Annotated in this window: 18 protein-coding genes; 3 read left to right on the forward strand and 15 right to left on the reverse strand. The window is 56.9% G+C overall.

What is annotated here, in order from left to right:
• The first annotated feature begins 119 nt into the window (after positions 1-119).
• On the forward strand, positions 120-314 hold the full coding sequence (locus OZX67_RS05900) for a ubiquitin-like protein Pup (protein ID WP_277141775.1): 195 nt from the start codon (positions 120-122) through the stop codon (positions 312-314).
• Positions 314-1,828: a proteasome accessory factor PafA2 family protein gene (locus OZX67_RS05905; RefSeq protein ID WP_277141777.1), complete on the forward strand. Its 1,515-nt coding sequence runs from the start codon at positions 314-316 to the stop codon at positions 1,826-1,828. The genes OZX67_RS05900 and OZX67_RS05905 overlap by 1 nt, the downstream gene beginning before the upstream one ends.
• Positions 1,829-2,312: 484 nt before the next feature.
• Here OZX67_RS05905 and dop read toward each other — a convergent pair whose 3' ends face one another.
• The 9 genes from dop to rpoZ all read right to left on the reverse strand — a co-directional run bounded on the left by dop (position 2,313) and on the right by rpoZ (position 14,950).
• Positions 2,313-3,992, reverse strand: a complete 1,680-nt coding sequence (gene dop, locus OZX67_RS05910) for a depupylase/deamidase Dop (RefSeq protein ID WP_277141780.1) — start codon at positions 3,990-3,992, stop codon at positions 2,313-2,315.
• Positions 3,993-4,022: 30 nt separating this feature from the next.
• Positions 4,023-5,666: a proteasome ATPase gene (arc, locus tag OZX67_RS05915; protein WP_277141782.1), complete on the reverse strand. Its 1,644-nt coding sequence runs from the start codon at positions 5,664-5,666 to the stop codon at positions 4,023-4,025.
• Between the two features lie 35 nt (positions 5,667-5,701).
• Positions 5,702-6,556, reverse strand: a complete 855-nt coding sequence (locus OZX67_RS05920; protein ID WP_277141784.1) for an aldo/keto reductase — start codon at positions 6,554-6,556, stop codon at positions 5,702-5,704.
• Positions 6,557-6,654: 98 nt separating this feature from the next.
• On the reverse strand, positions 6,655-7,689 hold the full coding sequence (fmt, locus tag OZX67_RS05925) for a methionyl-tRNA formyltransferase (RefSeq protein ID WP_277141786.1): 1,035 nt from the start codon (positions 7,687-7,689) through the stop codon (positions 6,655-6,657).
• Positions 7,690-7,700: 11 nt separating this feature from the next.
• Positions 7,701-8,408: an HAD family phosphatase gene (locus OZX67_RS05930; protein WP_277141788.1), complete on the reverse strand. Its 708-nt coding sequence runs from the start codon at positions 8,406-8,408 to the stop codon at positions 7,701-7,703.
• Positions 8,409-8,499: 91 nt separating this feature from the next.
• Positions 8,500-11,190, reverse strand: coding sequence for a primosomal protein N' (locus OZX67_RS05935; protein ID WP_277141790.1), 2,691 nt, complete (start codon positions 11,188-11,190; stop codon positions 8,500-8,502).
• A gap of 219 nt (positions 11,191-11,409) precedes the next feature.
• A complete protein-coding gene (locus OZX67_RS05940) occupies positions 11,410-12,720 on the reverse strand; it encodes a class I SAM-dependent methyltransferase (RefSeq protein WP_277141792.1) in 1,311 nt (436 codons plus the stop codon).
• 215 nt (positions 12,721-12,935) lie between these two features.
• Positions 12,936-14,159, reverse strand: a complete 1,224-nt coding sequence (gene metK, locus OZX67_RS05945; protein ID WP_277144962.1) for a methionine adenosyltransferase — start codon at positions 14,157-14,159, stop codon at positions 12,936-12,938.
• 497 nt (positions 14,160-14,656) lie between these two features.
• Positions 14,657-14,950, reverse strand: a complete 294-nt coding sequence (gene rpoZ / locus OZX67_RS05950) for a DNA-directed RNA polymerase subunit omega (RefSeq protein WP_277141794.1) — start codon at positions 14,948-14,950, stop codon at positions 14,657-14,659.
• 163 nt (positions 14,951-15,113) lie between these two features.
• Between rpoZ and ilvD the strand changes: the two genes are divergently transcribed.
• Positions 15,114-16,976, forward strand: coding sequence for a dihydroxy-acid dehydratase (gene ilvD, locus OZX67_RS05955; RefSeq protein ID WP_277144964.1), 1,863 nt, complete (start codon positions 15,114-15,116; stop codon positions 16,974-16,976).
• Between the two features lie 121 nt (positions 16,977-17,097).
• Here ilvD and gmk read toward each other — a convergent pair whose 3' ends face one another.
• The 6 genes from gmk to carA form a co-directional block, all read right to left on the reverse strand.
• Positions 17,098-17,709, reverse strand: coding sequence for a guanylate kinase (gene gmk / locus OZX67_RS05960; RefSeq protein ID WP_277141796.1), 612 nt, complete (start codon positions 17,707-17,709; stop codon positions 17,098-17,100).
• A 219-nt stretch (positions 17,710-17,928) separates the two neighbouring features.
• Entirely contained in the window at positions 17,929-19,449 is a 1,521-nt protein-coding gene (gene nhaC / locus OZX67_RS05965; protein ID WP_277141797.1) for a Na+/H+ antiporter NhaC, read from the reverse strand.
• 71 nt (positions 19,450-19,520) lie between these two features.
• Positions 19,521-20,672, reverse strand: coding sequence for an aminotransferase class I/II-fold pyridoxal phosphate-dependent enzyme (locus OZX67_RS05970; protein ID WP_277141798.1), 1,152 nt, complete (start codon positions 20,670-20,672; stop codon positions 19,521-19,523).
• Positions 20,673-20,784: 112 nt separating this feature from the next.
• Positions 20,785-21,525 (reverse strand): PAS domain-containing protein, encoded by a 741-nt coding sequence (locus OZX67_RS05975; protein ID WP_277141799.1) that lies wholly within the window; start codon positions 21,523-21,525, stop codon positions 20,785-20,787.
• 412 nt (positions 21,526-21,937) lie between these two features.
• Positions 21,938-25,309: a carbamoyl-phosphate synthase large subunit gene (gene carB / locus OZX67_RS05980; protein ID WP_277141800.1), complete on the reverse strand. Its 3,372-nt coding sequence runs from the start codon at positions 25,307-25,309 to the stop codon at positions 21,938-21,940.
• Complete coding sequence (carA, locus tag OZX67_RS05985) at positions 25,309-26,610, reverse strand: glutamine-hydrolyzing carbamoyl-phosphate synthase small subunit (protein ID WP_277141801.1); 1,302 nt, start codon at positions 26,608-26,610, stop codon at positions 25,309-25,311. The genes carB and carA overlap by 1 nt, the downstream gene beginning before the upstream one ends.
• Positions 26,611-26,753 lie beyond the last annotated feature (143 nt).

Genomic DNA, 26,753 nt, shown 5'->3' on the forward strand with positions numbered 1-26,753 from the left:
CAACGAACATGTCGAGTTGCTCGATATCGCTTGCGCTAAAGTGAAGAAAGAAAACATGCATATCGACGGCAACTTTCAGCGGCATGGCGTTGCTTTTGTTGCCTGGCTTAAGGAGTGACATGGCACAGCAGTTCGCGCAACAGCAGCATCACAGCGAAGAACCTCAACCACAGGAACAGCAGAAAATGCAAAAGAACGACAAAACACAAGACCAAGAGGATGCCTTGGACGCCGTGCTTGACGATATCTCCTCGACCTTGGAAACCGATGCGGAACAGTACGTTTCAAGTTTCGTGCAGAAAGGCGGCGAGTGATGCCGCAGCTGCGCGATAGCAGCAATCAGGGTCCCGGCAATAGAACGTCGCGCTCCCCCGAATATGACTCGTTCCACCGCATTTTCGGCATCGAAACCGAATACGGGGTTTCGGTGACCGGTGCGAGCAAGCCCTGCGACCCCGGACAAGTCGCGATGACGATGTTCGCGCCGATTCTTTCGCGTGCGCGTTCCACCAACACCTACCTGGAAAACGGCTCACGGCTGTATCTTGACGTCGGCTCGCACCCGGAGTATGCCACCGCCGAGGCACGCGATCCAGCAACGGCACTCACGCAGGACCTGGCCGGCGAGGAAATCATGCGGCGTCTCGCCCTTGGCGCACAGGCTCGGCTGCGGAAAACCCATGGCGAGCATGCCACTATTCACCTGTTCAAGGACAACGTCGACTCGGCGGGCCACGCTTTTGGCTGCCACGAGAACTATCTGGTGAGGCGCTATGTCTCACTGCCTATCATCAAGGCGCAATTGCTGCCGTTTCTGGTGACTCGCCAGCTCTTCACCGGAGCCGGAAGAGTAACAGAAAAAGGATTCGAAATCACGCAGCGCGCCGCATTCCTGGACGAAGGCGTATCCTCTTCCACCACCCGCTTCCGGCCGATGGTCAACACACGCGATGAACCGCATGCCGACCCGGACGAATTCCGCAGATTGCACGTCATCATCGGCGACTCCAACCGCTCGCAATGGGCGACCAAAATGAAGCTGGCCACCACCCATCTGGTGCTCTGCGTCATCGAAGACGCGGCGAAACGAAGCGTTGCTTCAGGATTCGAATGCTGCGCGTTGACTGCCGATCCAAGTGTGTCGAACAAGGCCATGAGCACCGATCTGAGCTGTGCCCAACCGGTGATGCAGCTGGAGAATATCGGTGCGTTCCGCAACAACCAAAAAAAGCTCGGGCTGCAATCTTCAAGTTCTGACGCTAAAGCCGTCACAGCCTTGGAAATCCAATATCTGTACCTCGATATCGTTTCACGGTTTGTCGAATCTCATCATGAACAGATTGAGCGCTCTCTGCCCAACACCGACTGCACGGACATTTTGTGCGAATGGAAAACAGCACTTGATGCCTTATCTGCCAAGGATTTCAGTACACTTTCCAATCGCGTCGACTGGGTTGCAAAATACCAGCTGCTCGGCAAAATGAAGGAACGCAATCCTGAGCTTTCGCCGGCACAGGCTCGGCAAATCGACATGAACTACCACGATATCGTCAACGGATCGATTTACCCGTCGTTGGTTGGTCATGGACTGCTGAAAACGCTAGTGCCTGATGAAGCCATCGAACATGCCGTCGAAAACCCGCCCCAAGACACTCGGGCCGCTTTGCGCGGAGGGTTTGTCCATCGGACTCTGAATGCAGGAGCAACGTTCAGCTGCGATTGGACGCACCTCAAGACGACTGCCCCGACTCGTCACGAAGCCGAATTGATTGATCCGTTCGCATTTACGCCTAATTCGGATTATCGGCAGCTAATCGACAGTTTATAAGTTTTTTCTTGCCGGTCATTTAACACTGTTACCTTACTCTCCAGCCTTGCCGTGAAGGGCCGGGATATACAATGTCTAGACACCCTTACCGGCTGAGCCGTTAAGCAGACAGTCCAGTGGACTGTCTGTAGGCGAAGTGAGCGCGATCTATCGAGCGCGAAGACAAAATCTACGATTTTGCATAGGCCAAGCTTTATGTCTAGCCATCGCATATCCCAGCCCTTCACTCACTTTGTATAGATAACTTACATTTTCGTTTACATTAGTTAGGTTGAGACACCCTTACCGGCTGAGCCGTGAAGCAGACAGTCCAGTGGACTGCCTGTAGGCGAAGTGAGCGCGACATATCGAGCACGAAGGCAAAATCTACGATTTTGCATAGGCCAAGCCTACGCCCGAACATCGCATATCCCAGCCCCTCCACTCACTTTGCATTTTATAACTTACGACTTTGCCCTTTGAAAATTATGTGGCTGAGGCACCCTTACCGGCTGAGTCGCTTGAGGGTTTGGGCAGCGGATTCGTGATGAGATTCTGAATATGCGAGCGACTGTTCACAGTTGGCCTTGGTCCAGCGAGTTGGGTCGGAGATGTCCAGCGAGAACAGTTGTGGGGACAATTGGACCATGCGGTTGCCTTCGGCATCGGTGGTGTACTTGGCTTGGTCGTTGGAATCGTTCTTATCGCCTTGCGAGACGGTGATGTGGGACCAGGAAGCGGCGACCACATCGTTCGGGAAACACTGGATGATTTCGGCACGAAGCCAGGCACGGGTGTCTTCTGGAGGATTGGACATGGCACGTTTGACTTGGACGTCGGCCTGGCTTGGGCTTTCGTTCTGGTTTAGCGTCGTGCGCTCAGTCTGCGGCTGCAAACGTACGAACACCGAATAAGAAGGGTCCAGCGCGGCCCAGCTCAGGTCGAGAGCAGCCAACTTCGGATCGGACCAAACGGCATCGGTTTTGCGCCGCAAACGCTCCATGAGCTGCCATTTCAGCAGCCATTCCAAGCGCGAACCCTCGTCGGCCATCCTGAGTCTCTTCTCATCGCTGGCATGACGCACTGCGGCCACGTCCATCAACGCTTGACGCCACATCGCCATAATCCGTTTGGTCGGCTCGTCCGGCCAGAGCGGCTCACCCCGATTATCGCTGCCGTATGTTGCCGCACCCTGAGCGGATACGGCGGAAAGCAAGCGCACCTGAATCTGCCAGGCGGTGGTAGCGCCGCCCGCTTCAAGCGGCAATGGGGCGGCAAGACTCAGATCGTGGGAAACGGTATGCATCGCCTCGACCGGATCGGCCAAGTTCAATTCGACAAGCAGATCATCAAGGCCGAATACCGAATCACCGGTATCCGCGTGTTCAAGCAGCCACAGCACCATACTCGTCGTGCCGAGTTTCAGGGCCTGGGGCACATCCATTCGGTTGGCGTCGCCGACGATGACGTGCAGACGCCGGTAGTCGCCGGTGACATGGGATTCGTCGCGGGCGTTGACAATCGGCCGGTCGAAGGTGGTCTGCAGGCCAACAATGGAATGAACATAATCTGCCCGCTGACTCAACTGGTAACCGGCTTGCTCACATTTCTCGCCGATGCCGACACGCCCGGAGCCGGTGTAAATCTGACGAGAGACAAAATGCAAAGTCATCAACGACGCGACTTTACCGAACGGAACGCTACGAAGCATCATATAGTTCTCATGCGTGCCCCAGCTGGCGCCTTTGCCGTCTACGTTATTGCGGTGCAGGACGATATGGGAATGATTGCGTCCATTGATCTTCTGCACCGCGTCGAACATGATCCGGTCACCGGCATGGTCATAGCAGACCGCTTCAAAGGGGTCCATGGTTTCGGGTGCTGAATATTCGGGATGGGCGTGGTCGACGTACACCCGGCCGCCATTGGGCGCGATGACGTTGACGATCTGCCGTTGCGGTTCGTCGGTGAGCATGTCCGGACGTGCGGCGGCGCGCGGCAAACGGGTGCCGCGGGCGTCGTTCAACGGGTCTTCTTGCCGGTAATCCCAACGGATATGCTGTGTCTCGGTATTTGCGGCCCCGCTGACCACATCGAAGGAAAGCTGAACGGGATTGTAATGTTCGGCTCCCATATCCGAAACCGCATATTCCGTTTCGGTCCCCATCATTCTGCGAACACTCATTGTTCCCATCCTCTTCTTTTGTATTAAAAACTACTCTGCGGGACGGATGCGAACCGCGTGGCCGCCGGCAATGCCGTTGATCTTCGACCACTGCGCCGGGTCGGAATCCATCACCGAATCGCTGGTCTCCTCAAACTCGTCGTCCACAGCGTCAAGCACCGCGTCCGCACCTATTTCCATCGGACGACCCAGCGTAATGGAATCCTTGACGGCATGGGTCTTGACGCGGTCGACGATGTTCTTGAGCATCGCGCCGCACATCACATCGGCCAAGGTGACCCGCGACCAGCGGCCCTGATCGTCGCACACGTCGCAGATATGCCGTTGTGGACCATCGGCGTAAACGCTATCCACCAAGACTTTCGTCAGTGTCTCCGCGTCTTGGTCGGATTCATACGGCAGATTGTCCGTGAGATAATGCGATACAATCTGTGCCGCCGCCTCTTTGTCGGGCCGATCGATGCGAATCTTCACATCGAGACGCCCGGGACGCAGCACGGCCGGGTCGATCATGTCGACTCGGTTCGAGGCACCGATGACCATGACGTTGTCGAGGCTTTCCACGCCGTCAAGTTCGGCGAGGAATTGGGGAACGATGGTGGTCTCCACATCACTGGAAACCCCGGAACCACGCGTGCGCAGCAGCGAATCCATCTCGTCGATGAAGACGATGACCGGTTTGCCTTCCGCCGCACGGGTCCTCGCCCTCTTGAAAATCAGACGAATGAGACGCTCCGACTCCCCCACGTATTTGTTCAAAAGCTCTGGGCCCTTGACCGAAAGGAATACACCATTCTCGGCGTCACCTCCGGAAAGTGCGTTGGCAACGGCTTTGGCGATAAGCGTCTTGCCATTGCCCGGAGGGCCGTAAAGCAGCACACCCTTGGGCGGGCGCAAATCGTAGCGTTCGAAAAGCTTGCGGTGCAGGAAGGGCAGTTCGACGGCATCCTTGATACGTTCGATTTGGGAATCAAGCCCGCCGATATCCTCAAAAGTGGCGTCTGGGGTCTGCTCCAGCACAAGATCGGTCGCGTTCTCCACAGGCAACACTTCCAGGGCCATCCGCGCCATGCTATCCACCAATATGCGAGCCGAAGGCTCGATAGTGACATCCGCGAGCGCACTCGCCCGCTCAATGAGCGTAACGTTGCCGGATTCGTCGGCCACCATCAAGCGCCCGTCATCCAAGACTTGCTTGACAACACGAACGGTACCGGAAATCTCCAGCCCGCGCTGCTCGACCAATACCATATTCTCGTTTAAAAGTACGGTTCTGCCACCAACCAGACGCGAGGCGGGCACATTCGAAGCCACCGGCACGACAAGTCTGCGATTGCCGGAAAGCACTTCGGCCTTCGCATGCTGCACACCCTGCTCGTCGGTGCTGCACGAGTCCACACGCACCATCGTGGCGAAGTTCAACGGCGGCGCGGCCATCAGTCCAAGCTGGGACTTCGCCTTCTGCAGTTCCTTGCCAGCCCGTGTAAGCGCCACCGCCAAGGCATGGTTCTTGGCCCTCAGGTTGTCGTTCTCGCGCGCCAACTCGTCGTCGGCATCGGCAAACCCACGGTTATGGGCCTTGGAGCCCTGTTTTTCTCCGTCTCCTGCCGAAATTCCGTCAGCAGAACGGTTTTCATCAGATATCAAACCGTTGTCTTGCTCGCCATCACTCATCGCAAATCCACTTCTTTGATGAAACCCTCGTCCAATCAATCCACGTCGAGCGGAATGCGATGGGTGGGGGCAGGGTAACGCTTGTCGAGTTCCGCCAGATCCTCTTGGGTCAGTTCGATTTCGGATGCGGCGATATTGGCGCGCATGTGCTCGGGATTGGAAGTCTGCGGAATGGACAGGGTGTTGCCGTCGCGCACGCTCCATGCAATCAGCAGTTCATAGGTCGACACGCCGTGCCGCGCGGCCACTTCACGAACTATGGAGTCGCTCAACATGCTGGTCTTGAGGTTGTTGGAGAGCCCGCCGACAGGACTGTAGGCAATCAGCGGAATATGACGCTCGCGCTGCCACGGCAGCAAATCGTATTCAATGCCACGGGATTCAATATTGTAGAGGTCCTCGTTCGCAGCGACGTTGCCACCGGCGGGAAGCGCCACCAGTTCCTGCATGTCGGGAATGTCGAAGTTCGAAACCCCCCAAGCTCCGATCTTGCCTGTTTCACGAAGCCGGTCGAGTTCGGCGACCGTTTCCTCAAGCGGAATCGAGCCGCCGCGCCAATGATAGAGATACAGGTCAAGATGATCGGTCCGGAGCCGTTTGAGGCTGGCGTCAAGATGCTGCCCCATCGCCGCCTTGGAGGCATTGTCCGGCTTTACTTTGGAGATAAGGAAGATATTGTCGCGATTGAACGGCTCGAGCGCCTCGCCTACCAGCGTTTCGGACTTGCCGTCGCCGTAGACCTCGGCGGTATCGACCGCCCGCGCCCCGGCTTCGATGCCGGCTCGAATCGCGGCGACCTCTTCATCATGGTTTTGCGGCTCGTTGCCCATGTGCCACGTACCGATGCCGACCGCGGGCACTTCCTGCCCCGCAATGCTCAGTTTCCGCATAACATGCCTCCCTTGTGCATTTCACACTTCAAGTGTGTTTTCTTTGCCTTTACTTTGCCAGTCTAGCCGTATGAAGTAAACGGTATAAGCCCTCAGTTTCAGTCAACGTATGCTTCTGAGGACAAGCGCGCACCACGGGCCCAATCTGCGGCTCGCATGGCCTTCTTGCCCTGCGCCTTGACCTCTTCAAGCTCGAGCGGAGCCGTGGCGGTGCCTATCCAGACGTGTTTTTTAGTGGTTGACAGCATACCTGGTTTGAGATCGGCAGGAACCTGCGGATCGTTGCCATCGGCGGGACGTGCCTGAAGGACATGGAAGGGTTCGGCGTCGCCCATATCACGTTCAGCGTTAGAAGAAATCCTGGTTTTATCGCTCTGTTCAGACCCATTGGCACTATCACTTGCACCCTGCGGATGCAGCATGCACCAAGCACCCGGATCGGGAGTGCAGGCTCGGATCTGACGGTCGATGGCGAAAACCGGGACGTCGAAACGGATGCGCGCATCCTCGTGGCTGATTTTCCTGGCCACTTCATAGGCACCTTGCGGCTGTTCCTGAAGAACGATCCGGCCTTCGGCCATCGCCGTCAACGCGGAAGCGAGCAGATAGGAGCCATCCTGCGCAAGTCGGGAAAGGATATCGCCGGAAGTGTCGTGCGCACCGATTTCACAGGTGGACTGCGCCAGAATCGGACCAGTATCCATGCCCTTGGTGAGTTTGAAAACCGTGGCGCCGGTAATGGTGTCGCCGCTCCAGACGGAACGTTGCACCGGAGCCGCACCACGCCATTGCGGCAGCAACGAGAAATGCAGGTTGTACCAGCCCATCGGCAGGGCACCAAGCACGTCTTCCTTGAGGATTTTGCCATAGGCGACCACCGCCCCGGCTTCGGCCCCAGTGGCCTTGAGCTCGGCGATGAAGGCCGGTTCCTTCGGGTCGCATTCCAGCACGGGAATATCCAGCTCAAGCGCGGCTTCTTTCACCGGACTCGGTGTAAGCTTGCGTCCTCGGCCTTGCGGTGCATCCGGCCTGGTGAGCACCGCAACAACTTCGAAATGCTCCTTGTCTTCGGCCAATTGGCGCAACGCCGGAACCGCAACATCCGGCGTTCCGGCAAACAAAACCTTCAACATATCCGTTCCTTTCAGCGCTGGATCCCGGGGATATCGATACCGGACTTTCTGAGCATTTCCCTCAATTTGTAGGAATCGTTGAATCTCACGCCACGCATACCGGCGCTGTTCGCGCCGACAATGTTCATCGCCTTGTCATCGACGAACAAGGCGGTATCAGCCGGAATGCCGAACCGTTTCAATGAAAATTCGAAGATATCGCGATGCGGCTTGCGCAGCTTGACATACCCCGAGACCACGGCATCGTCCAAATCGCTTAAAATCGGATACATTTTCTTGGCTGGCGGGAACAGTTCCGTCGCCCAATTCGACAGACCCCACACGCCGATTCCTGCGGCCTTCAGGTCGTTGACCAGCACACGCATGCCCTCAACCGGGCCGACTAGCGAATCAACGAAATTCTTGAAATAATAGTCGAGCATATCGGCCCATGGCTCGCCGTACTGCTTGCGCACGGCAGCAACGGCCTCAGCCGAGGTTCCACCGATATCCATCGCGTCACTGGCGTCGTAAAAGCCGGAAACGTCGTTGTCGAGGAATTTGTCGGTCAGTTCTTGTGAGTACCGAGGCAACATCACGGCCTGTGGATCCCACTTGACAAGAACGTTGCCGAAATCGAAGACCACGTTCTCAATCGGCTTGCCCTCGGCACTTTTCGCCGCATCTTCCGACTTGATTACGTTGTAGTCCATTTCCGGTTCACCCGGCCAGCCTTTCATGGCTCCTCCTTGCAAGAAAACACTCGATAATAAGACTGTTTCCATGGTTCCATGGCACAACGACGAAAGCCAGACATATCGTTGCCAACAGCTAAATAAGATCCTTGGGATCAAGTTGGAAACGCAACTCGCCAGGCGTGCGCGTGGCCACATGCCGGGCCACTTCGGTATGCAGACGCTTGGCCAACTCGGCACGCAGCGGTTGAGGTACCCGCACCACGGCTTTGACACGATCCTGCGTAGCTTCCAACTCACGGGCGTCCACGGTTTTGGGCTGGGCGATGGGCACCGGTCCGAGAACTGCCGGAAGCTCGCCGATCTCGGTACTGACCTGACTCCAGTCACCGTTGAGCGCCCCGATATTATTGAGCGTTCCGATCACCGCATCCCTACGCCCCCACACACATGCCACCGCGAAAACCGGGGAAAGTCCGGTTTCAGCACGTTCGTCGAGCTCTCGGGCGGCAAGAATGCGGGAATCCCATTGGATCAAGGATTCGGCGATTACCGGGTCGGTCTCTCCAATCAGGAGAACCTGACCACCTTTTTCTCGGCAGACGCACATCGAGGCGACGCGCATCCAAGCGGTGAGGGCATCGATACGCGCGTCCACGCCCGGAGCGTAGAGGCTGGTCCACGCATCGAGGATGGCCGCGGCCTGATAATGGCCGATGTCACCTTTTTCCGTGCGCACGCGAGGTTCAGCTTCCGGCGTCGCGATGACGATCAACGGACGATCCGGCACCCATTCGACGATACCATTTCGCTGGTTCGGGCTGGAAAGCACCATCGGGATATCATGGAAGAGATGCTGCAGCTGCGCGGCCGTGCCTGCGGCACCCACACGCACGACGCTCATGCGTTTGCCTTTGCAATGGGGGCAAGTCCAATCGCTGGCCGGAGCCCCGCACCAGCGGCAGCGCGGTGCTCCCCCGCGAATCTGCTGCAACGGACCTGTGCAACGCGGGCAACGGGCCTGACGATGGCAGCGAGCGCAACTCAACACCTCGGCAATGCCGTCGTGCGGAATGGAAAAGAGAACCGGCCCGTTCTCCAATGCCTGCGAAAGAGCTCGAACCGCTGTGTGTGGCACGCGTGCGCCGATGGAGGGATCGGCCAGGCGTGCCAGTTCGTCGCGGTTGAGCCAACGAACCCACGGCGACACGTCCTCGACCACTGCCGGCAACGGATGTACCGGGGTGCTGAACCCGCTCACGGGCGTTTCGCGGACCTTTACATGACAGGTCGGCTCGATGGAGAATATCGCATCGTCAGCTTGCGACTTTTGCTTTCTCGCTGATTTTTCAGACTCTTGTATGTTTCCCGGATTCTCGTTGGCATTCAACGGATAGGTTTCGCCGGTTTCCAATATCGGTTCATGCTCAGAACCAACCAAATCGGCTGCTGGGTTGGCGGCAAATGTTTCTCGATTTTCATTTCCGACAACTCTGCCAGCAACCGCGTTTTTTGCTGTGTCAATTGCCGAAACCGATGTATTCTCGACCGTACCTGCAGCTGTCGCAATCTTGTTTTTATCGGAATTGACAACATTTGTAATACTGTCTATTCCATTGTCTGTTACGTTTTTTGCTAGACAAAAATCGTCAGAAACCGATAATCCAGAATCCGAAATGTCGATATTTTCGGAAAAATCAGACGAAAGGTTGCCATCAAACGAAATTTCACTTGCCCTACCGGAACTCCCGCTGACTTCCCACTCGCTGGTGGCGCTGCGGGCGTTGGCCATCGCGACGAAGGTACCGCCGTGCAACTTGGCACGCAGACGCAGGACACCACGGGCGGCGGCATACGGCATCATTCCATCAGCATTCTGATAGGCGGCATCCTCAAGGACGGCGAACAACCCGGGCCCTTCCACTGGCGCATACATCGCGGCCCTGGTGCCGATGACGCAACGCACCTGCCCGCTTGCAGCCGCCAGATACGAACGATACCGTTCGGAGGGAGCCATGGCCGCCGCGAGCAATGCGAAATCCCCGTCAAAGCCACCGTTAGTGCCATCGGTCTGACGGAATGCCTTCATTCCAAATCGACGCAACGCAGCGGCGATATCATTGACTTCACGCATGGTCGGCAGCACCAGAACGGCCGTTCGTCCGGACTTGAGCGACTGACTAGCCATATAAGAAAGGTCATCAGCCCATCGATTGGCCCCCGGCAACGCATCGACCACGAACGAGGCGAATCCGCCACCGCTTAACGCATCCTGCAATGCCACGGCCTGGTCGTAACTTGCCCGCAACCGTTGCGAACTCTGCTCAAGCTGGTCTTCGTCAAGTTTCACGCGGCCCCGGCTCCCGGCCCATGTCCCTGCCATCGCAAGGTGCTGTTCCTTGTCTACTTTGGCGACTCTTGGCGGGACGGCCAGACGCAGGATATTGGCAGGGGTTCCGCCGTACGCTTCAGCAATCGCGGTGATATCTCGGCGCATTGAGGCTGATACCAAGATACCGGGAGTCACGACCCGTTCGATATAGCGCAATGCGGAAGCCGCGGTATGGCTTTTCTCGGCGCGATTCCAGATGATGCCGTTGACCCGCCTGCCGCCGAAACGCACGCGTACCATCACTCCCGGTTGCGCGGCCTCGGAGAATTTCTCATCGATGAGATAATCGAACGTTTGCCCTAGATGTGTGGCCTGCACGTCCAGAACGACCTGTGCGATCGGGTTTTGTGTGGCCGGGGTATGGGTGACCGTCTTACGGCGCTTGCGCGGGGCCAGCCCGGCGAGCGCCGGTTGTTCGGCCTGCGGTTCACTCATGGTTCCATGATAACGTGGCTCACAAATTTTCGACACCTTGAAATTTTGTGAGCCGAACGAACATCAGCTCTGACCAGAAAAGTTTTATTTGAACCCTAAGAACCCACCCCAAGCGCAATGTTCATTTGTGCCTCGGATATTTGCCGCCTCAAAATGTGAGCTTCATAAGCATAAAAAATGCCACGGCCGAAACCGTGGCGTTTTTATTTGGCTTTAGACTCAGATCTCGGTCGGCTTGACGGTCGAATCCTCGACCCACCACGGACGCAGCGGGTAGGTGTCGGTCATCTTCTCGTCGTCCGGACGCACGCAGAGGAACTGGTGGATCTGGATGTTGTTGAGCTCGAAGTTCAGGGCGCAACCGGCCATGTAAAGGCCCCACAGACGTGCCTTGGGCTCGCCCATCAGTTCGACGGCACGGTCCCAGCCGGCAACGAGGTTCTTGTTCCAGTTATGCAGGGTCAGCGCATAGTGCTGACGCAGGTTCTCCTGATTGACGACTTCGAAGCCGGTGTCCTGGATGACCGTCTCAATCTCGCCCGGGGAGGCCAGCTGGCCGTCCGGGAAGATGTAGCGGTCGATGAACTCGCCGGCCGACTTGCCCGTCATCGAGTTGACGCGGGTGATCTGGTGGTTCAGCAGGCGGCCGTTGGGCTTGAGCTTGTCGAAAATCTCCTTGAAGTAGGAGGGATAGTGTTTGAAGCCGACATGCTCCATCATGCCGATCGAGCAGATGCCATCGAAATCGCCTTCAGGCACGTCGCGGTAATCCATCTGACGGACCTCTGCGAGGTCTTCAAGGCCTTCGCGCTTGATCCATTCCTGCGCCCATTTGACCTGTTCGCCGGCAAGGGTGACGCCCAGGACCTTGATGCCACGCTGTGCGGCGCGGATTTCCATGGAGCCCCAGCCGCAGCCGATGTCGAGCAGGCGGTCGCCGGGCTTCAGGTTGAGCTTGTCGAGCACGAGGTCAAGCTTGCGCCATTCGGCGTCTTCGAGAGAATCCTCGGGAGAGGTGAACACGCCGCAGGTGTAGGTCATCGAGGAGCCGAGGAAGAGACGGTAGAACTCGTTGGACTGGTCATAGTGATAGCTCACCGTGGCCTCGTCGCCGGCCTTGGAGTGCGGCAGCAGTCCTTCGGTGCGGCGCTTCCAGCGGCTCGGGCCCTCAATCGACGGGGCTTCGGGGTGGCGGATGCCGTGCGAATAGACGGAAGCGACGATGCGGGCCAGGTCGGCCGGACTCGGCTTCTTCATATCCGGTTTCAGGGCCATCAGTTCCTTGAAGACCTCATACGGATTGCCGGGGATGAGTTCCGGGGAGGCGATGTCGCCCTGAAGATAGGCGCGTGCAAGGCCGAGATCGTTGGGATGATCGACCAGATAATATACGGCGCGCGAATTGTTCACCGTGATGTGCAGCGGTGCGTCCTGCGGCCCGAACGAAGAACCGTCGAACGCGGTGATGTTGATTTTTCCATTGTCCTTCAAGAACATTGAGACCATATCGGCTACGGTCATAGCGGCCATGCGCAACCTCCAAAATAGGTACATTCTATGCATTTTCTTTATGCAAAATCATACTCAGCCTATTGCCCAGTTACGACACCGTAACGGTTTAGCTGGCCGTGAAATTCCCGAAAATTGCGTTGCCATTTCACAAAATACAAAAGAGCCGCACCCTTGGAAATCCTTTGGATACGGCTCTTTTCATATAAAACCTATAAAACCTAACGACTTGAGGCTCAGCCTTCGGCGATGGCCGCCTTGAGCTCGTCGACCTTGTCGGTGGCCTCCCACGTGAAGTCGGGGTCGGTGCGGCCGAAGTGGCCGTATGCCGCCGTCTTCAGATAGATCGGGCGCAGCAGATCGAGCTCGTCGATGATCGCTGCCGGACGCAGGTCGAAGACCTTGCGCACCGCGGCCTGGATCTGCTCGCGGGTCACGCCGCCGATTTCGGTGCCGAAGGTGTTGACGTTGACGCTCACCGGGTCGGCGACGCCGATGGCGTAAGCCACCTGCACCTCGACCTTGTGCGCAAGTCCCGCGGCGACGATGTTCTTGGCCACCCAGCGCGTGGCGTAGGCCGCGGAACGGTCGACCTTGCTCGGGTCCTTGCCGGAGAAGGCGCCGCCGCCGTGATGGGCGGCCCCGCCGTAGGTGTCGACAATAATCTTGCGGCCGGTGAGTCCCGCATCGGCAGCCGGGCCGCCGAGAATAAAGGAACCGGTCGGATTGACTAGCACGCGGTAATCGTCGTGACGAATCCTGGTGCCGCACACCTCTTCGAGCACCGGCTTGATGACATGCTCCTGCAGCTGTTCCATCAGCCAATCATGGCCGACCTCGGGATCGTGCTGCGTTGAAATCAGAACGGTATCGACGCGAACCGGGCGGTCGTCGTCATCGTATTCGATGGTGACCTGCGTCTTGCCGTCTGGGCGAAGATGCGGAACAATGCCTTCCTTGCGCACCTGGGCCAAACGATAGGCCAAACGGTGCGAGAGATAGATAGGAAGCGGCATCAGCACGTCCGTCTCGTCGCAGGCGTAGCCGAACATGATGCCCTGATCGCCGGCACCCTGCGCTTCATAGCGCTCTTCGCGCGAAACCGCGGATTCCTGCTCGGGGTTGAGCCGGTCGACACCCTGGTTGATTTCCGCGCTCTGTTCGGTCAGCGAGACCAGCACACCGCAGGAATCGGCGTCAAGGCCGACTTCGGAAGAGGTGTAACCGATGTTCTTGACGACATTGCGCACAATATGCTGGATATCGGAATAGCCGGAGCTGGTCACCTCGCCGAAAACAAGGAATTGCCCTATGGCGGCCGACGTTTCGACGGCCACGTGGGAATGGGGGTCCTGACGAAGCATATCGTCGAGGATTGCGTCCGAAATCTGATCGCAGACCTTGTCGGGATGCCCTTCGGTAACCGATTCCGCTGAAATCAGGCGACGCTCTTTTGTCACTTCTGTAGACACAGTGAACTTCTTTCTTCCATGCCAGAGCCGCATAACGGCCGACGTGTATACATACGAAACGTCACTCTACGCGCATGTCCCTATTTCCAATCCTTCATTCTCAAGGGCACATACTTTCCTGCTGGTAAACCGCATCTCACCAACATTTATGCGCCGTTTACCAACACCAGCATCAGCAACCAACACACTAATGCAGGTAAACCGCACCCAAAACATGAGTCAAAGCCGGTTTACCAGCACTAACACTAGGATTACCACATTGATGCTGGAGAACTGCACCTAATCAACTTTCATGTACCGTTTACCAGCACCTACATCCACAACCAACATGTTACTGCCGGTAAACCGCATCTGACCATGAATAAGAGTCCGTTTCCCAGCAGCAAGATGATTCTTGCATCGTAAACGAACCATCGGAACTCGTCTAAATGCAAAACCCGACTCCTTGAATGGAATCGGGTTAAAGAAAACGCTTGGAAAACGAACTAGTCGAGGCTGCCTTCGCTCAGGTCGTCCTCGCCGAGAGTCTCTTCCAAGAGGCCTTCATTGATCTCGCGGAAGGCGATGGAAAGCGGCTTCTCGTTGTTCTGGTACTCCACCAGCGGACCGACGTTCTGCAGAAGGCCTTCGTTGAGCTGGGTGAAATAGGAATTGATCTGGCGGGCACGCTTCGCGGCGAAAATAGACAGCGAATACTTGTTGTGCTCGGAATGCTCCATCAACTGGTCGATCGTCGGATCGGCAAGACCGCTCGGTGTAGGCTCGGTGCCAAATGCCATATTGTTTGCTCCCTAAAGAAGAATAAAGCTACTCAAACAATATAGTATACGCCGATACGCCGATTTCACCATAGCTTTATGTGATTGGCCAAGAAAATATATAAAAATGCGTTCATCATTTGGTCGCTTTTCGGCAAATATGAGACGGATGAACTTATATGGAATTATGCAAATGCGCTCACATAATATCATGACCGGCCGTATGTTCGCCGGTGCCCGAGCACTCTATCGCGCCGCAGGCGTGGCCGGAGACGACTTGGGTAAGAAACCCATCGTCGCCATCGCCAACTCGTTCTCCGAGTTCGTGCCTGGCCATGTCCACCTCAACAAGGTCGGACGTCTCGTCTCAAAGGCCGTCGAAGAAGCCGGCGGCATCCCCCGCGAGTTCAACACCATCGCCGTCGATGACGGCATCGCCATGGGCCATACCGGCATGCTCTACTCGCTGCCGAGCCGTGACTTGATCGCAGATGCCGTGGAATACTCCGTCAATGCGCACTGCGCCGACGCCCTGATCTGCATCTCCAACTGCGACAAGATCACCCCCGGCATGCTGATGGCCGCGCTGCGCCTCAACATTCCTACGATTTTCGTTTCCGGCGGCCCCATGGAAGCCGGCGAAACCACGCTTTCCAACGGCAAGACCGACACCACCGACCTCATCGACGTGATGTACGCCTCCGCCGACGACAACGTCTCCGACGAGGACCTGCTCGCCTACGAGAAGACCGTCTGCCCCACATGCGGCTCCTGCGCCGGCATGTTCACCGCCAACTCGATGAACTGCCTGACCGAAGCGCTCGGACTAGCCCTGCCCGGCAACGGCACCACGCTGGCCTCGCACGGCTATCGCAAGCAGCTCTTCGTCGACGCCGGTCATAAGATCGTCGACCTCGCGCACCGTTATTACGACGAAGACGACGAAAGCGTGCTGCCGCGCGCCATCGCCACCAAAAAGGCCTTCGAGAACGCCATGACCATGGACGTGGCCATGGGCGGATCCACCAACACCGTGCTGCACATCCTCGCCGCTGCGCAGAGCGCCGACGTCGATTTCACGCTTGACGACATCGAGCGCATCAGCCACACCGTGCCCTGCATCTGCAAGGCCAGTCCCTCAGGCGACTGGGAGATCTCCGACGTGCACCGCGCCGGCGGTATCTGCGGCATTTTGGGAGAGCTCGACCGCGCCGGTAAGCTCCACAAGGACGTGCACTCGGTGGATTACCCCGACCTTGAATCCAAGCTCGACGATTGGGACATCATGCGCCCGACCTGCCTTGCCAAGGCGAAGGAACTTTACCGTGCGGCTCCGGGTCATATCAAGTCCCCCGAACCGTTCGTCCAGGAAACGCTTTCGGACACGCTCGACACCGACCGCGTCAACGGCGCCATCCACGACATCGACCATCCTGCGGTCAAGGAAGGCGGCCTCGCGATTCTGCGCGGCAACCTCGCCCCCGACGGCTGCGTGGTCAAGACCGCAGGCGTGCCGGAGAACATTTGGAAGTTCCGCGGGCCGGCCCACATCGTCGAGTCGCAGGAGCAGGCCGTGGAGGTCATTCTGGGCGACAAGCTCAAGAAGGGCGAGGCTCTGGTCATTCGTTACGAGGGACCGAAGGGCGGCCCGGGCATGCAGGAAATGCTCTACCCCACCTCATTCGTCAAGGGCAAGGGCATCGGCAAGGATGTCGCGCTGATCACCGACGGCCGCTATTCCGGCGGTTCGTCAGGCCTTGCCATCGGCCACGTCGCCCCCGAAGCGGCCAACAAGGGCCCGATTGCATTGATCAAAGACGGCGACATGATTGACATCGACATCCCCAACCGCAAGATTGACGTGGAACTCACGCCCGAGCAGTTCGAAGAGCGCCGCAAAGAGCTCGAGGCCGGTGACGGCTACGTCGCCCACCGCGACCGCAAGGTCTCGCTGGCTCTCAAGGCATACGCCGCGTTCGCCCGTTCCGCCGACAAGGGTGCGACGAGAGATCCTGATCTCATCAACAAGCTCTCAGGGCTTGCGTGACGCTCTACTAAATTAGTAATTATGAGAAGCGGCTGATTCAGCAAATTGAACCAGCCGCTTCTATTATCTGATAACCTGAAATAAAATAATCGTCAATATACTGTCAGTTATCAGTTGTTCATTAGTTTTTGATGCCGTATTCCTTGGCGATGACGGTCCAAAGCTCATCGGCGGCGCGGTCCACGGTGTCGTTGACGATTTTGACATCGAATTCAGGCTCAGCGGCCAACTCGACTTTCGCGGTTTCGAGGCGCTTTTTGCGTTGTTCCTCGTTTTCCGTGCCGCGTCCGATCAGCCGCTTCACCAGCTCGTCGTAGCTCGGCGGAGCTATGAAAACCGAGACGATCTCAAGGTTCAATTCAGCGGCGCGCTGCTTCACTCGGCGGGCGCCCTGCAAATCAATCTCCAGAATCGTGGGAATGTTCTTGGCCAAATGGTCAAGAACCGGCTGCAACGGCGTGCCGTAATGGGCCATGCCGTGCACGACGGCGGTCTCGAGGAACCAGTTCTGCTTCTCCTTGGCAACGAACTCGTCCTCGCTCATAAACCAGTAGTTCTTCCCGTTGACCTCCCCCGGCCGCGGTTCACGCGTGGTGGCGGAAACGGAGACCCAAACCTGCGGATGCTTGGCAAGCAGATTCGCTTCGACAGTCCCCTTGCCAACAGCTGTAGGTCCGGTCAAAACAATCAAGCGACCCTTATGATTTCCCGCACCATCACCACTGACGACCATCGCATTGCTCCTTGGCTAAGTTTTCTGACAATACTTCTAGTTTACCGAATACTGCGAAACAGAAACACCATCACTATATCGAAGTCGGATAATTGCCGATAACTTGAGTTCTGACCCTAGTTACACAGATAAAAGCAAAAATAAGGCACAACCCGGTAACCCAAGCTGCGCCTTATTTTTAATTTTTAATTTTTAATAATTCTCTAGATGGTTGAGCAATCAGTCCTCAGCGGAAGCTGCTGCCCTTGCATCCTCCTCATCCAGCTCGGCGAGAAGCTTCTTCTGCTCTTCGTCACTGAGCTTATCGATGCCGATGCCGGTGAAGCCCCAAATGGTGGCGAAGATAACGCCGGTCCAGCACAGCGTGGCCCAAGGGGCATATTGAAGTGTCGGAATTCCAAGCGTGGCGGTGACATAGGCACCTGCAGCGGTCCACGGCAGGATCGGTTCGAAGATGGTTCCGGAATCCTCAATGCTTCGAGAGAGGTTATCGGGATGAAGGCCTCGTTTAATATACGCGGGACGGAGCAGCTCACCAGGGAGAACCAAGGAAACCTGGCCATTGCAGGTGGTCGCGATGGTAAGAATACCGGTAATCAAAGTAACCACGATCAGCGAACCCGTGCTGTTGGCGATCTTCAACAAGGAGTTGACGATGGCATTGAGAGCGCCAGAGCAGGAAAGCACACCTGCGAAGGACAGCGCGCAGAAAGCAATCAGCAACGTGCTCATCATCGAGTTCATACCGCCGCGGTTCAGGAGGTTGGACACATCGGCCGCAGCCTTGCCCGGGTGGAATCCCTTGCCGAGCATGTCGGTGCTGAAGCCGGAGACAACAGCATTGAAGGCGTTGAGAACGGAGAACTTCTGGATGACGACGGCATTGAACATTGCGAAAGCCGTGGAGAGAAGCATGACCGGAATGGTCGGCTTACGCCACATCGAACCGATGAGAATGATCAACACCGGGATAAGCAACATCACTACGTTCCAATGGAATGCGGAGGAAAGGGCGTTATTGATCTGCACAACCTTGGTGATGGCACCGGAAGGGCTATTGACCTTGAGACCGACAACGAGCATGACGATAAACGCGACGATCAGTGACGGCAGCGTCGTCCACAGCAAGTGGCCCATATGCTTGAACAGGTCAACACGCGTAATTGCCGCCGCAAGGTTAGTATCGCCGGAAAGCGGGGAGAGTTTGTCGCCGAAATAGGCGCCGCTGACCACGGCACCGGCCACAATGGCCGGGTTCACACCATCCATGCCCATGGCCACGCCCATGAACGCGACGCCTACCGTGCCCATGGAGCCCCAAGAGGTACCGGTACATACCGAAACGATAGCTGTCACCAGCAACGCCGTGATGTACAGGAATTTCGGAGAGACAATTTTAAGGCCGAAATAGACGAGCATCGGTATGGTGCCGCCGATCATCCAGGAACCGATCAACGCACCGACGGTGACGAGAATCAGCATGGCGGGCATGACGCTGGCGATTTTCTCGGCGATGGTGCTCATCATGTCATTGAAGCTATGTCCGAGCCACCATGCGATGATGCCTGCGAACACCGCCGTGAGAATCATCATCGGTTCGCTCGGCAGGCCCATGGCCACATAGCCCACGCCCATGAACACGCACATGAACAGGATCGGGAGCAGAGCAACCAACAGCGAAGGTTGTTTTACCGGACGCTGCTTTTTCTCTTTCTTCTCTTTTTCCTTCGTTTTCTTCATTGTTTCTCCTTTGATTCCCGGCATCGGTAAAATGCCGAAACACTTCATTGTTTACTTGCTAACCGCTGGAACTATTCAAATGCCTTGGCAAGCCTTCGCATTGCCTCATCGAAGATCGAAGCAGGCACTGCCAGATTGATTCGCATGAATCCGCTGCCGCCATTGCCGAATTCAATGCCAGGGTCGAGTGAGAGCTTCTGACGTTTCAACGCTTGGTCAATTTCCTCGTCGTCGAGACCGGTGGCCCTGAAATCGATCCATGCCAGATAGGTTCCTTCCGGCTTGACCACACGGACTCCGGGTATCGAAGCGACGGTAGATTCCAGAGTGGAAAGGCGCTGTGCGACTTGGCTGAGCAGTTCGTCAAGCCAAGGCCCGCACTGCCCGTATCCGGCGACAGTGACCGCTCTGGCGAAATAGCGAGGATTATGGCATCCAGCATCGTCAATCGCCTTGCGGACGTGCTCGCGTAATTGAGGATTGCGAACGATGATGTTCGCGGTCTCCAACCCGGCCACATTGAACGTCTTGCCCGGCGCCGTGAACGAAATCGCGGGATCCCCTTTGTCGACGCAGGTCAGATATGGGCAGAAATCATGGCCGGGATAGGTCAGATCCATATGGAATTCGTCCGAAATTACCAAGGTGCCGGCACTCTTGGCGATTTGTGCGATACGCGTGAGCTCTTCTCTGGTCCAAACCCTTCCAGAAGGATTGTGCGGGTTGGTGATGACCAGCGCCTTCGCGTCCGCAAGCAGGAACGGCAGGGACTCGAAATCAAACTCGTAACGGCCCGAAACCTCGTCAAACTTCAGCCCCCAAGGAATGACGTTGCAGCCCGCAGCCCTCACGCCGACAGGCGTTGGAGAATAAGCAGGATACGGGACCACGACATTGGCTCCGGTGCCTACGCATTCACGCAGGATGGCAGGTAGGGATTCGACCATCCTGCCGACAGGAACAATCTCTTCCTTCGAAATGATCCAGTCATGCCTCTGCTTGAACCACGAGATAACAGAATCGTAGTACTCGTCATCCCAATACGTATAGCAGTAATTGCCAATGGCGGCACGTTCGGTCACCGCATCGACTATCGGCTGCGGCGCGCGGTAATCCATATCCGCTACAGACAACGAAATGGCGTCAGGCCCCATTTCCTTTCTCGCGTCATCCCAGCGAATGCTCAGTATGCCCTTTGTTTCTGCTGGTTGTAATAATGACATATTCTGCTCCTTTGCTTTTATCGCCGTCCCTTGCTCTAGGCCGCAGGATACGACGAAAATATCAAAATATCAGCCCTTTAACAGGACAGCATTGAAATGTTGTCGATAATACTCAAACCTTTTTGTCGGTATCGTCCGACGTGCTCGCATCACCTCCGTGCTCTTCGTCGGAAGTGGAATCGAGCTCTTTCAAATAGTTGTATACAGTGAATCTCGAGATTCCCAGCTTTTTGGCTACGGTACCGGCCGCGTCACGTAACAGGAACACACCGCCATCGCGCGCGTCTCGCAAGACGTTGAGCTTGTGCTCCTTGCGCATCAAGTCAACCGGAATACCTTGCTCGGCTATGGCTTTGTCTAGGATCAAATCCCCCAAATCATTGACATTCCGTGCGAAATTCTCTTCCTGATCGTTCTGATCATCTTGTGTACCGAGCATCGAATTCGATATCCGGGCAACCTGTCTCCAACCGCTGACATCACTGTTGATGCACAATGCGGCAAAATTATTACCTTGACTGTCAGTAATCGCGATGGTAGTCGAGCGAAGCCTCCTGCCGTCGGAAAGCGAGGTTCCATAGTTGATTTTCGTGGATACGGTACCTTTGGCAGCCTCGCCGAGAAGCATATCGGTGGCGGGATCGCCGGGTTTCCTACCGGTCAGCGAATTCGCTATGGCAACGATTGAATTGGGAATTTTTGTCAGGTCATGGACTACCACTTCAGAATCCGGCAAACTTGCGGCCAGAGGCTCAACCAACTGGCTAAGCACTCTAAAAATCCCAGCGTGCTCTTTTTCCAGCGACGATTCATCCATCTTGCCTGCTTTTGTTTGGTCTCTCTTAAGCCGCATAGCCCCTCTTTACGTCACATCAAGCTTCATCGATGATTTAATGACTTAACTAATATAACACATTTTTTGTCATGACATTCAACTTTTTGTGTAAATTTTAAAATATGAATATTTTAGTCAGCATTCAATGCCCCAGATTCAACACTCGAGGTCTTACAGAAAATTTACATCAGCTTTATTGCCGCAATTCAAGACGGGTAACGCAAACTGAACAGACAAAACGTAACAGAGCTGGCCGAACAGACAAGAATGCAAGACAAAAAACGCAGATGAAACAGGCATTATAGAGGAACCCGAATAAACAAATCAGCAGCCAAAATCCTCAATCCACAATAGATTGAAGAAAATTGACTGCTGAATTATTCTGCCTGCTTGCAGGCTATGAGGCCGGGCGAAGTCGGTGATTTATGCTCTACTCCATTTCGGAGGCGAAGAGCTGCTTGGCGTGCTCCTGGATGCTCATCACCTGGTAATCGTTGGCCTGCACGGCCTCGATGGCCAAAAGCACCGCGTAGAACTCGGTGATGGTGGTGAATTCCGGCAAATCGGCGATGATGGCTGCGGCGCGGATGGCGTAGCCGTCGCTGCGGGCGCCGCGCGAAGACGGGGTGTTGAGCACGATGTCGATTTCACCATCCTCAATCATCTGCACCGGATTCTTGCCGATATAGTCATCTCCGTATTCGGCCTTGAGTTCCTGCTCATGTTCCGGCGTCTCCGAGATCTTGCTGACGACCTTTGAATCGATGCCGTAGCGGCGCAGAACGGAAGCAGTGCCCTCGGTGGCGCAGACCGTGAAGCCCAGCTCCTTCAAGCGCGTCGCAATCAGCGGCAATTGGCGCTTGTCAGTATCGGAAACCGAGAGGAAGACGTTGCCGTGCGTCGGCAGACCGCCCTTGTAGGCGGCAAGCTGGGACTTGGCAAAGGCATGCGGGAAGTCGCGGTCAAAGCCCATGACCTCGCCGGTCGAATGCATTTCCGGCCCGAGCAGCGTGTCGACGGACTTGCCGGCGACGGTGCGGAAGCGCTTGAACGGCAGCACTGATTCCTTGACTGCGACCTGCTGTCCGGGGCGAATGGTGCCGCCGTCGCCCTTGGGCAGAAGCAGCCCGCGACGACGCTGGTCAGCGATGGTCTCCCCCACCATGATGCGGGCCGCGGCCTTGGCCAGCGCCACACCGGTCGCCTTGGAGGCGAAGGGAATGGTGCGGGAGGCGCGAGGATTGGCTTCGATGACGTAGAGGGTATTGGCCATATAGGCGAACTGCACGTTCATCACGCCGCGCACACCGCAGCCTTCGGCGATGGCGAGCGTCGCCTTGCGTAGGCGTTGAATCTGGTCGTCGGAAAGCGTGGAGGGCGGAAGGGTGCAGGCCGCGTCGCCGGAATGAACGCCGGCTTCCTCGACGTGCTCCATGATGCCTCCAATATAAAGTTCCTTGCCGTCGTAGAGCGCATCGACGTCGATTTCGATGGCGTCCTGGAGGAACTTGTCGATCAGCAGCGGTGAGGGCAGACGGCCGGAAACAACCGTGTCGGCCTTGGCTTGGTCGAGTGCACGGTCGACATATTTCTCAAGTTGCTCGTCGTCGTAGACGATTTCCATGCCGCGGCCGCCAAGCACGTAGCTCGGGCGCACCAGCACCGGATAACCGATGGAATGTGCGGCCTCGCGGGCCTCGTCCATGTTGAGTGCGGTGCCGTAACGCGGGGCGTTGAGTTTCTCGCGACGCAGCACCTCGCCAAAGAGTTCACGGTTTTCGGCCAAGTCAATGGATTCCGGCGAAGTTCCCAAAATCGGCACGCCGGCGGCTTTAAGACGTGCGGCCAGCGAAAGCGGGGTCTGGCCGCCGAGCTGGACGATGACGCCTTTGATCGGGCCGAGCTTCTTTTCGGCGTCGTAGATCTCCATGACGTCTTCGAAGGTCAGCGGCTCGAAATAGAGTCTGTCGGACATGTCGTAGTCGGTGGAGACGGTCTCGGGGTTGCAGTTGACCATGATGGTGTCATAGTCTTTGCCGAGTTCCTGCACGGCGTGCACGCAGGTGTAGTCGAATTCGATGCCCTGACCGATACGGTTGGGGCCGGACCCCAAGATGATCACGGCCTCGCGGTCTCGTGGCTTGAGTTCGGATTCGTCGGCATAGCAGGAATAGTAATACGGCGTGACCGCGTCGAATTCAGCGGCACAGGTGTCGACGGTCTTGTAGACCGGACGCAGACCGTAGCTGTGGCGCAGCTCGCGGATCGTGTTCTCGCCCTCGTCGCCAAGGTGGCGCAGGTGGGCGATCTGCAGGTCGGAAAGTCCGGCCAGCTTGGCCTTCTTCAAGAGCTTCGGCGAAAGGATTTCCGTGAACCGCACTTCCATCGCGGTCTGGTTGATGAGCGCGAACTGCTTCAAGAACCACGAGTCGATCTTCGTGGCGTCGTAAAGCTGCTCGAGTGTAGCCCCGCCCCAGAGCGCGCGTTGCACCTGCAGGTAGCGGTTTTCGGTCGGCGTGCGCATGTCTTCAAGCAGCTGGTCAACTTCGGCCTGGTCAGGCTTGGTACCGTCCCAGTTGAAGCCCATATGTCGCTTGTCAATGGAACGCATGGCCTTGCCGAGAGACTCCTGGAAGTTGGCGCCGAGCGCCATCGCCTCGCCCACGGATTTCATTGAGGTGGTAAGCGCCGGATCGGCGTTCGGGAACTTCTCGAACGTGAAGCGCGGAACCTTGGTGACCACGTAGTCGATGGTCGGCTCGAAGCAGGCCGGCGTGGACTGTGTGATGTCGTTGCGGATCTCGTCAAGCGTATAGCCGAGCGCGAGTTTCGTGGCGATCTTGGCGATCGGGAAGCCGGTGGCTTTCGAGGCGAGCGCGGAGGAACGGGAGACGCGCGGGTTCATTTCGATGATGATGATGCGGCCGTTCTTCGGATTGACGGCGAACTGGATGTTGCAGCCACCGGTGTCGACGCCGACGCCGCGGATGATGGCGATGCCGAGATCGCGCATCTTCTGGTATTCACGGTCGGTCAGCGTGAAGGTCGGGGCGACGGTGATGGAATCGCCGGTGTGCACGCCTACGGGGTCGACGTTCTCAATCGGGCAGACGACCACGACGTTGTCGTTGCGGTCGCGCATGAGTTCGAGCTCGTATTCCTTCCAGCCTTCGATGCCCTCTTCAATCAGGACCTCGTTGGTCGGAGAATCGTGGAGACCAGCGCCGGCGATGCGGTGCAGCTCTTCTTCGTTATGCGCGATGCCGGAACCCAAGCCGCCCATGGTGAAACTCGGGCGGACGACCACAGGGAATCCAAGCTTTGCAACGATGGCGTCCACTTCCTCGAGCGTGTGGGCGACGTCACTTTTAGCGGATTCTCCCCCGACTGAATCCACGACTTTCTTGAACTGCTCACGGTCCTCGCCGCGGTCGATGGCCTCAAGAGAGGCACCGATGAGTTCAACATGGTATTTGTCAAGGACGCCGGCCTTACCGAGGGCTTCGGCGGCGTTCAAAGCTGTCTGGCCGCCGAGCGTCGGCAGCAATGCGTCCGGACGTTCTTTGGCGATGATGCGTTCGAGAATCGGCACGTCGATGGGTTCGATATAGGTCGCATCCGCCATTTCCGGATCCGTCATGATGGTGGCCGGGTTGGAATTGACGAGGATGACGCGAATGCCCTCCTCGCGCAACACTCGGCAGGCCTGGGTTCCGGAGTAGTCGAATTCCGCGGCCTGGCCAATGACAATGGGGCCAGAGCCAATAACCATGACGGATTTGATGTCCTGACGTTTCGGCATTACTTGTTCTCCTTGTCAGCGGCGGTTTGGCCGGTTGCAGTGTTATTCGGGTTTGATAATGATGTCGGCGTCGCAAGCACGGACGAGACCGGCTCCCCCGCCTTATGCGCCCGCATGAGTGCGACGAATCGATCGAAGAGATAAGCGGCATCGTGCGGGCCTGCCGCAGCCTCAGGATGATATTGCACCGAAAATGCCGGGATATCAACGCATTGCAGGCCTTCGACCACATCGTCGTTCAAATCGATATGGGAAACGAACACCTTGCCGAATTTGCCGTTATCATACGGTGATTCGACAATCTTGCCAATCGGAGCATCCACCGCAAACCCGTGGTTGTGTGCGGTGATCTCCACCTTGCCGGTGGTCATATCCTTGACCGGCTGGTTGACGCCGTGATGGCCGAATTTGAGCTTATAGGTATCGAAACCGAGCGCACGTCCGAAAAGCTGGTTGCCGAAGCAGATGCCAAAGAAGGGATACCCGGCATCAAGTACTTGGCGCAGCAGATCGACCTCGGGAGCGGCTTCTTCCGGATCGCCCGGGCCGTTCGAGAAGAAGACTCCATCGGGATTCAGCGCTTTGATTTCGTCGAAAGTGACGGTGGACGGAACGACATGGACGCGGCAGCCGCGCTCGGAGAGACGGTGCGGAGTCATGCCTTTGATGCCAAGATCGACGGCGGCTACGGTAAACAGCGGTTCCTTGCCTTCGAACTCGCCGCTGGGTTCGACAGTATAGGTCTCATCAGTGCTCACCTGGTCGTAAAGCCGGGCACCCTGCATCTTCGGTGAGGCCAAGATTTCCTGCAACAGCGCGTCGACGGAACGCAACGAGCCTGTTGCTTTGTCAACCAAGGCATCGCCCGAGAAGATGCCGGCCCGCATCACGCCTGCGCTGCGCAAATGACGCACCAGCTTGCGGGTGTCGATATTGCTGATGCCGACGATGCCATCACCTTTGAGCTCGTCATCAAGACTGTCGTTCGCCCGCCAGTTGCTCGCATTCGGGCTGGGTTGGCGCACGACGTAACCGGCCACCCAGACTCGCTTGGATTCGGGGTCCTCGTCGTTGACGCCGGTGTCGCCGATATGCGGGAAGGTCTGTACGACGATTTGCTGGTCGTAGCTCGGGTCGGTTATCGTTTCCTGATAACCGGTCATGGCCGTCGCGAAGACGATCTCACCGAACGTCGAACCAAGCTTGCCGTAAGGCTCGCCTACATAAAGCTGGCCGTCTTCCAACAACAGCACGGCATCATCCTTAGAGTACTGTGCCGCCGAAGCTTCTTGCTGACTCACCACGAGTCCCCCTTGCTCCGGGCCCGTGCGCGGACTCGGAAATAACTGGACCGGAAAACAGATTCGCGGCCCGGCCACCGTACCGCGGTCAGAACTAATTACACAATAATTGAATTATTGTCGCCATCGGGTGGCAACGGTTG

The sequence above is a fragment of the Bifidobacterium sp. ESL0728 genome (assembly GCF_029392015.1).
GTDB lineage: Bacteria > Actinomycetota > Actinomycetes > Actinomycetales > Bifidobacteriaceae > Bifidobacterium.

Coding starts and splice junctions, on each gene's coding strand:
- gmk (WP_277141796.1), bottom strand. CDS start 17,709: ATGGTCGTCAGTGGTGATGGTGCGGGAAATCATAAGGGTCGCTTGATT.
- OZX67_RS05905 (WP_277141777.1), top strand. CDS start 314: ATGCCGCAGCTGCGCGATAGCAGCAATCAGGGTCCCGGCAATAGAACG.
- OZX67_RS05970 (WP_277141798.1), bottom strand. CDS start 20,672: ATGTCATTATTACAACCAGCAGAAACAAAGGGCATACTGAGCATTCGC.
- fmt (WP_277141786.1), bottom strand. CDS start 7,689: ATGTTGAAGGTTTTGTTTGCCGGAACGCCGGATGTTGCGGTTCCGGCG.
- dop (WP_277141780.1), bottom strand. CDS start 3,992: ATGAGTGTTCGCAGAATGATGGGGACCGAAACGGAATATGCGGTTTCG.
- rpoZ (WP_277141794.1), bottom strand. CDS start 14,950: ATGGCATTTGGCACCGAGCCTACACCGAGCGGTCTTGCCGATCCGACG.
- OZX67_RS05930 (WP_277141788.1), bottom strand. CDS start 8,408: ATGAAAGGCTGGCCGGGTGAACCGGAAATGGACTACAACGTAATCAAG.
- arc (WP_277141782.1), bottom strand. CDS start 5,666: ATGAGTGATGGCGAGCAAGACAACGGTTTGATATCTGATGAAAACCGT.
- OZX67_RS05900 (WP_277141775.1), top strand. CDS start 120: ATGGCACAGCAGTTCGCGCAACAGCAGCATCACAGCGAAGAACCTCAA.
- OZX67_RS05940 (WP_277141792.1), bottom strand. CDS start 12,720: ATGGCCGCTATGACCGTAGCCGATATGGTCTCAATGTTCTTGAAGGAC.
- OZX67_RS05920 (WP_277141784.1), bottom strand. CDS start 6,556: ATGCGGAAACTGAGCATTGCGGGGCAGGAAGTGCCCGCGGTCGGCATC.
- carB (WP_277141800.1), bottom strand. CDS start 25,309: ATGCCGAAACGTCAGGACATCAAATCCGTCATGGTTATTGGCTCTGGC.
- OZX67_RS05935 (WP_277141790.1), bottom strand. CDS start 11,190: ATGAGTGAACCGCAGGCCGAACAACCGGCGCTCGCCGGGCTGGCCCCG.
- nhaC (WP_277141797.1), bottom strand. CDS start 19,449: ATGAAGAAAACGAAGGAAAAAGAGAAGAAAGAGAAAAAGCAGCGTCCG.
- OZX67_RS05975 (WP_277141799.1), bottom strand. CDS start 21,525: ATGCGGCTTAAGAGAGACCAAACAAAAGCAGGCAAGATGGATGAATCG.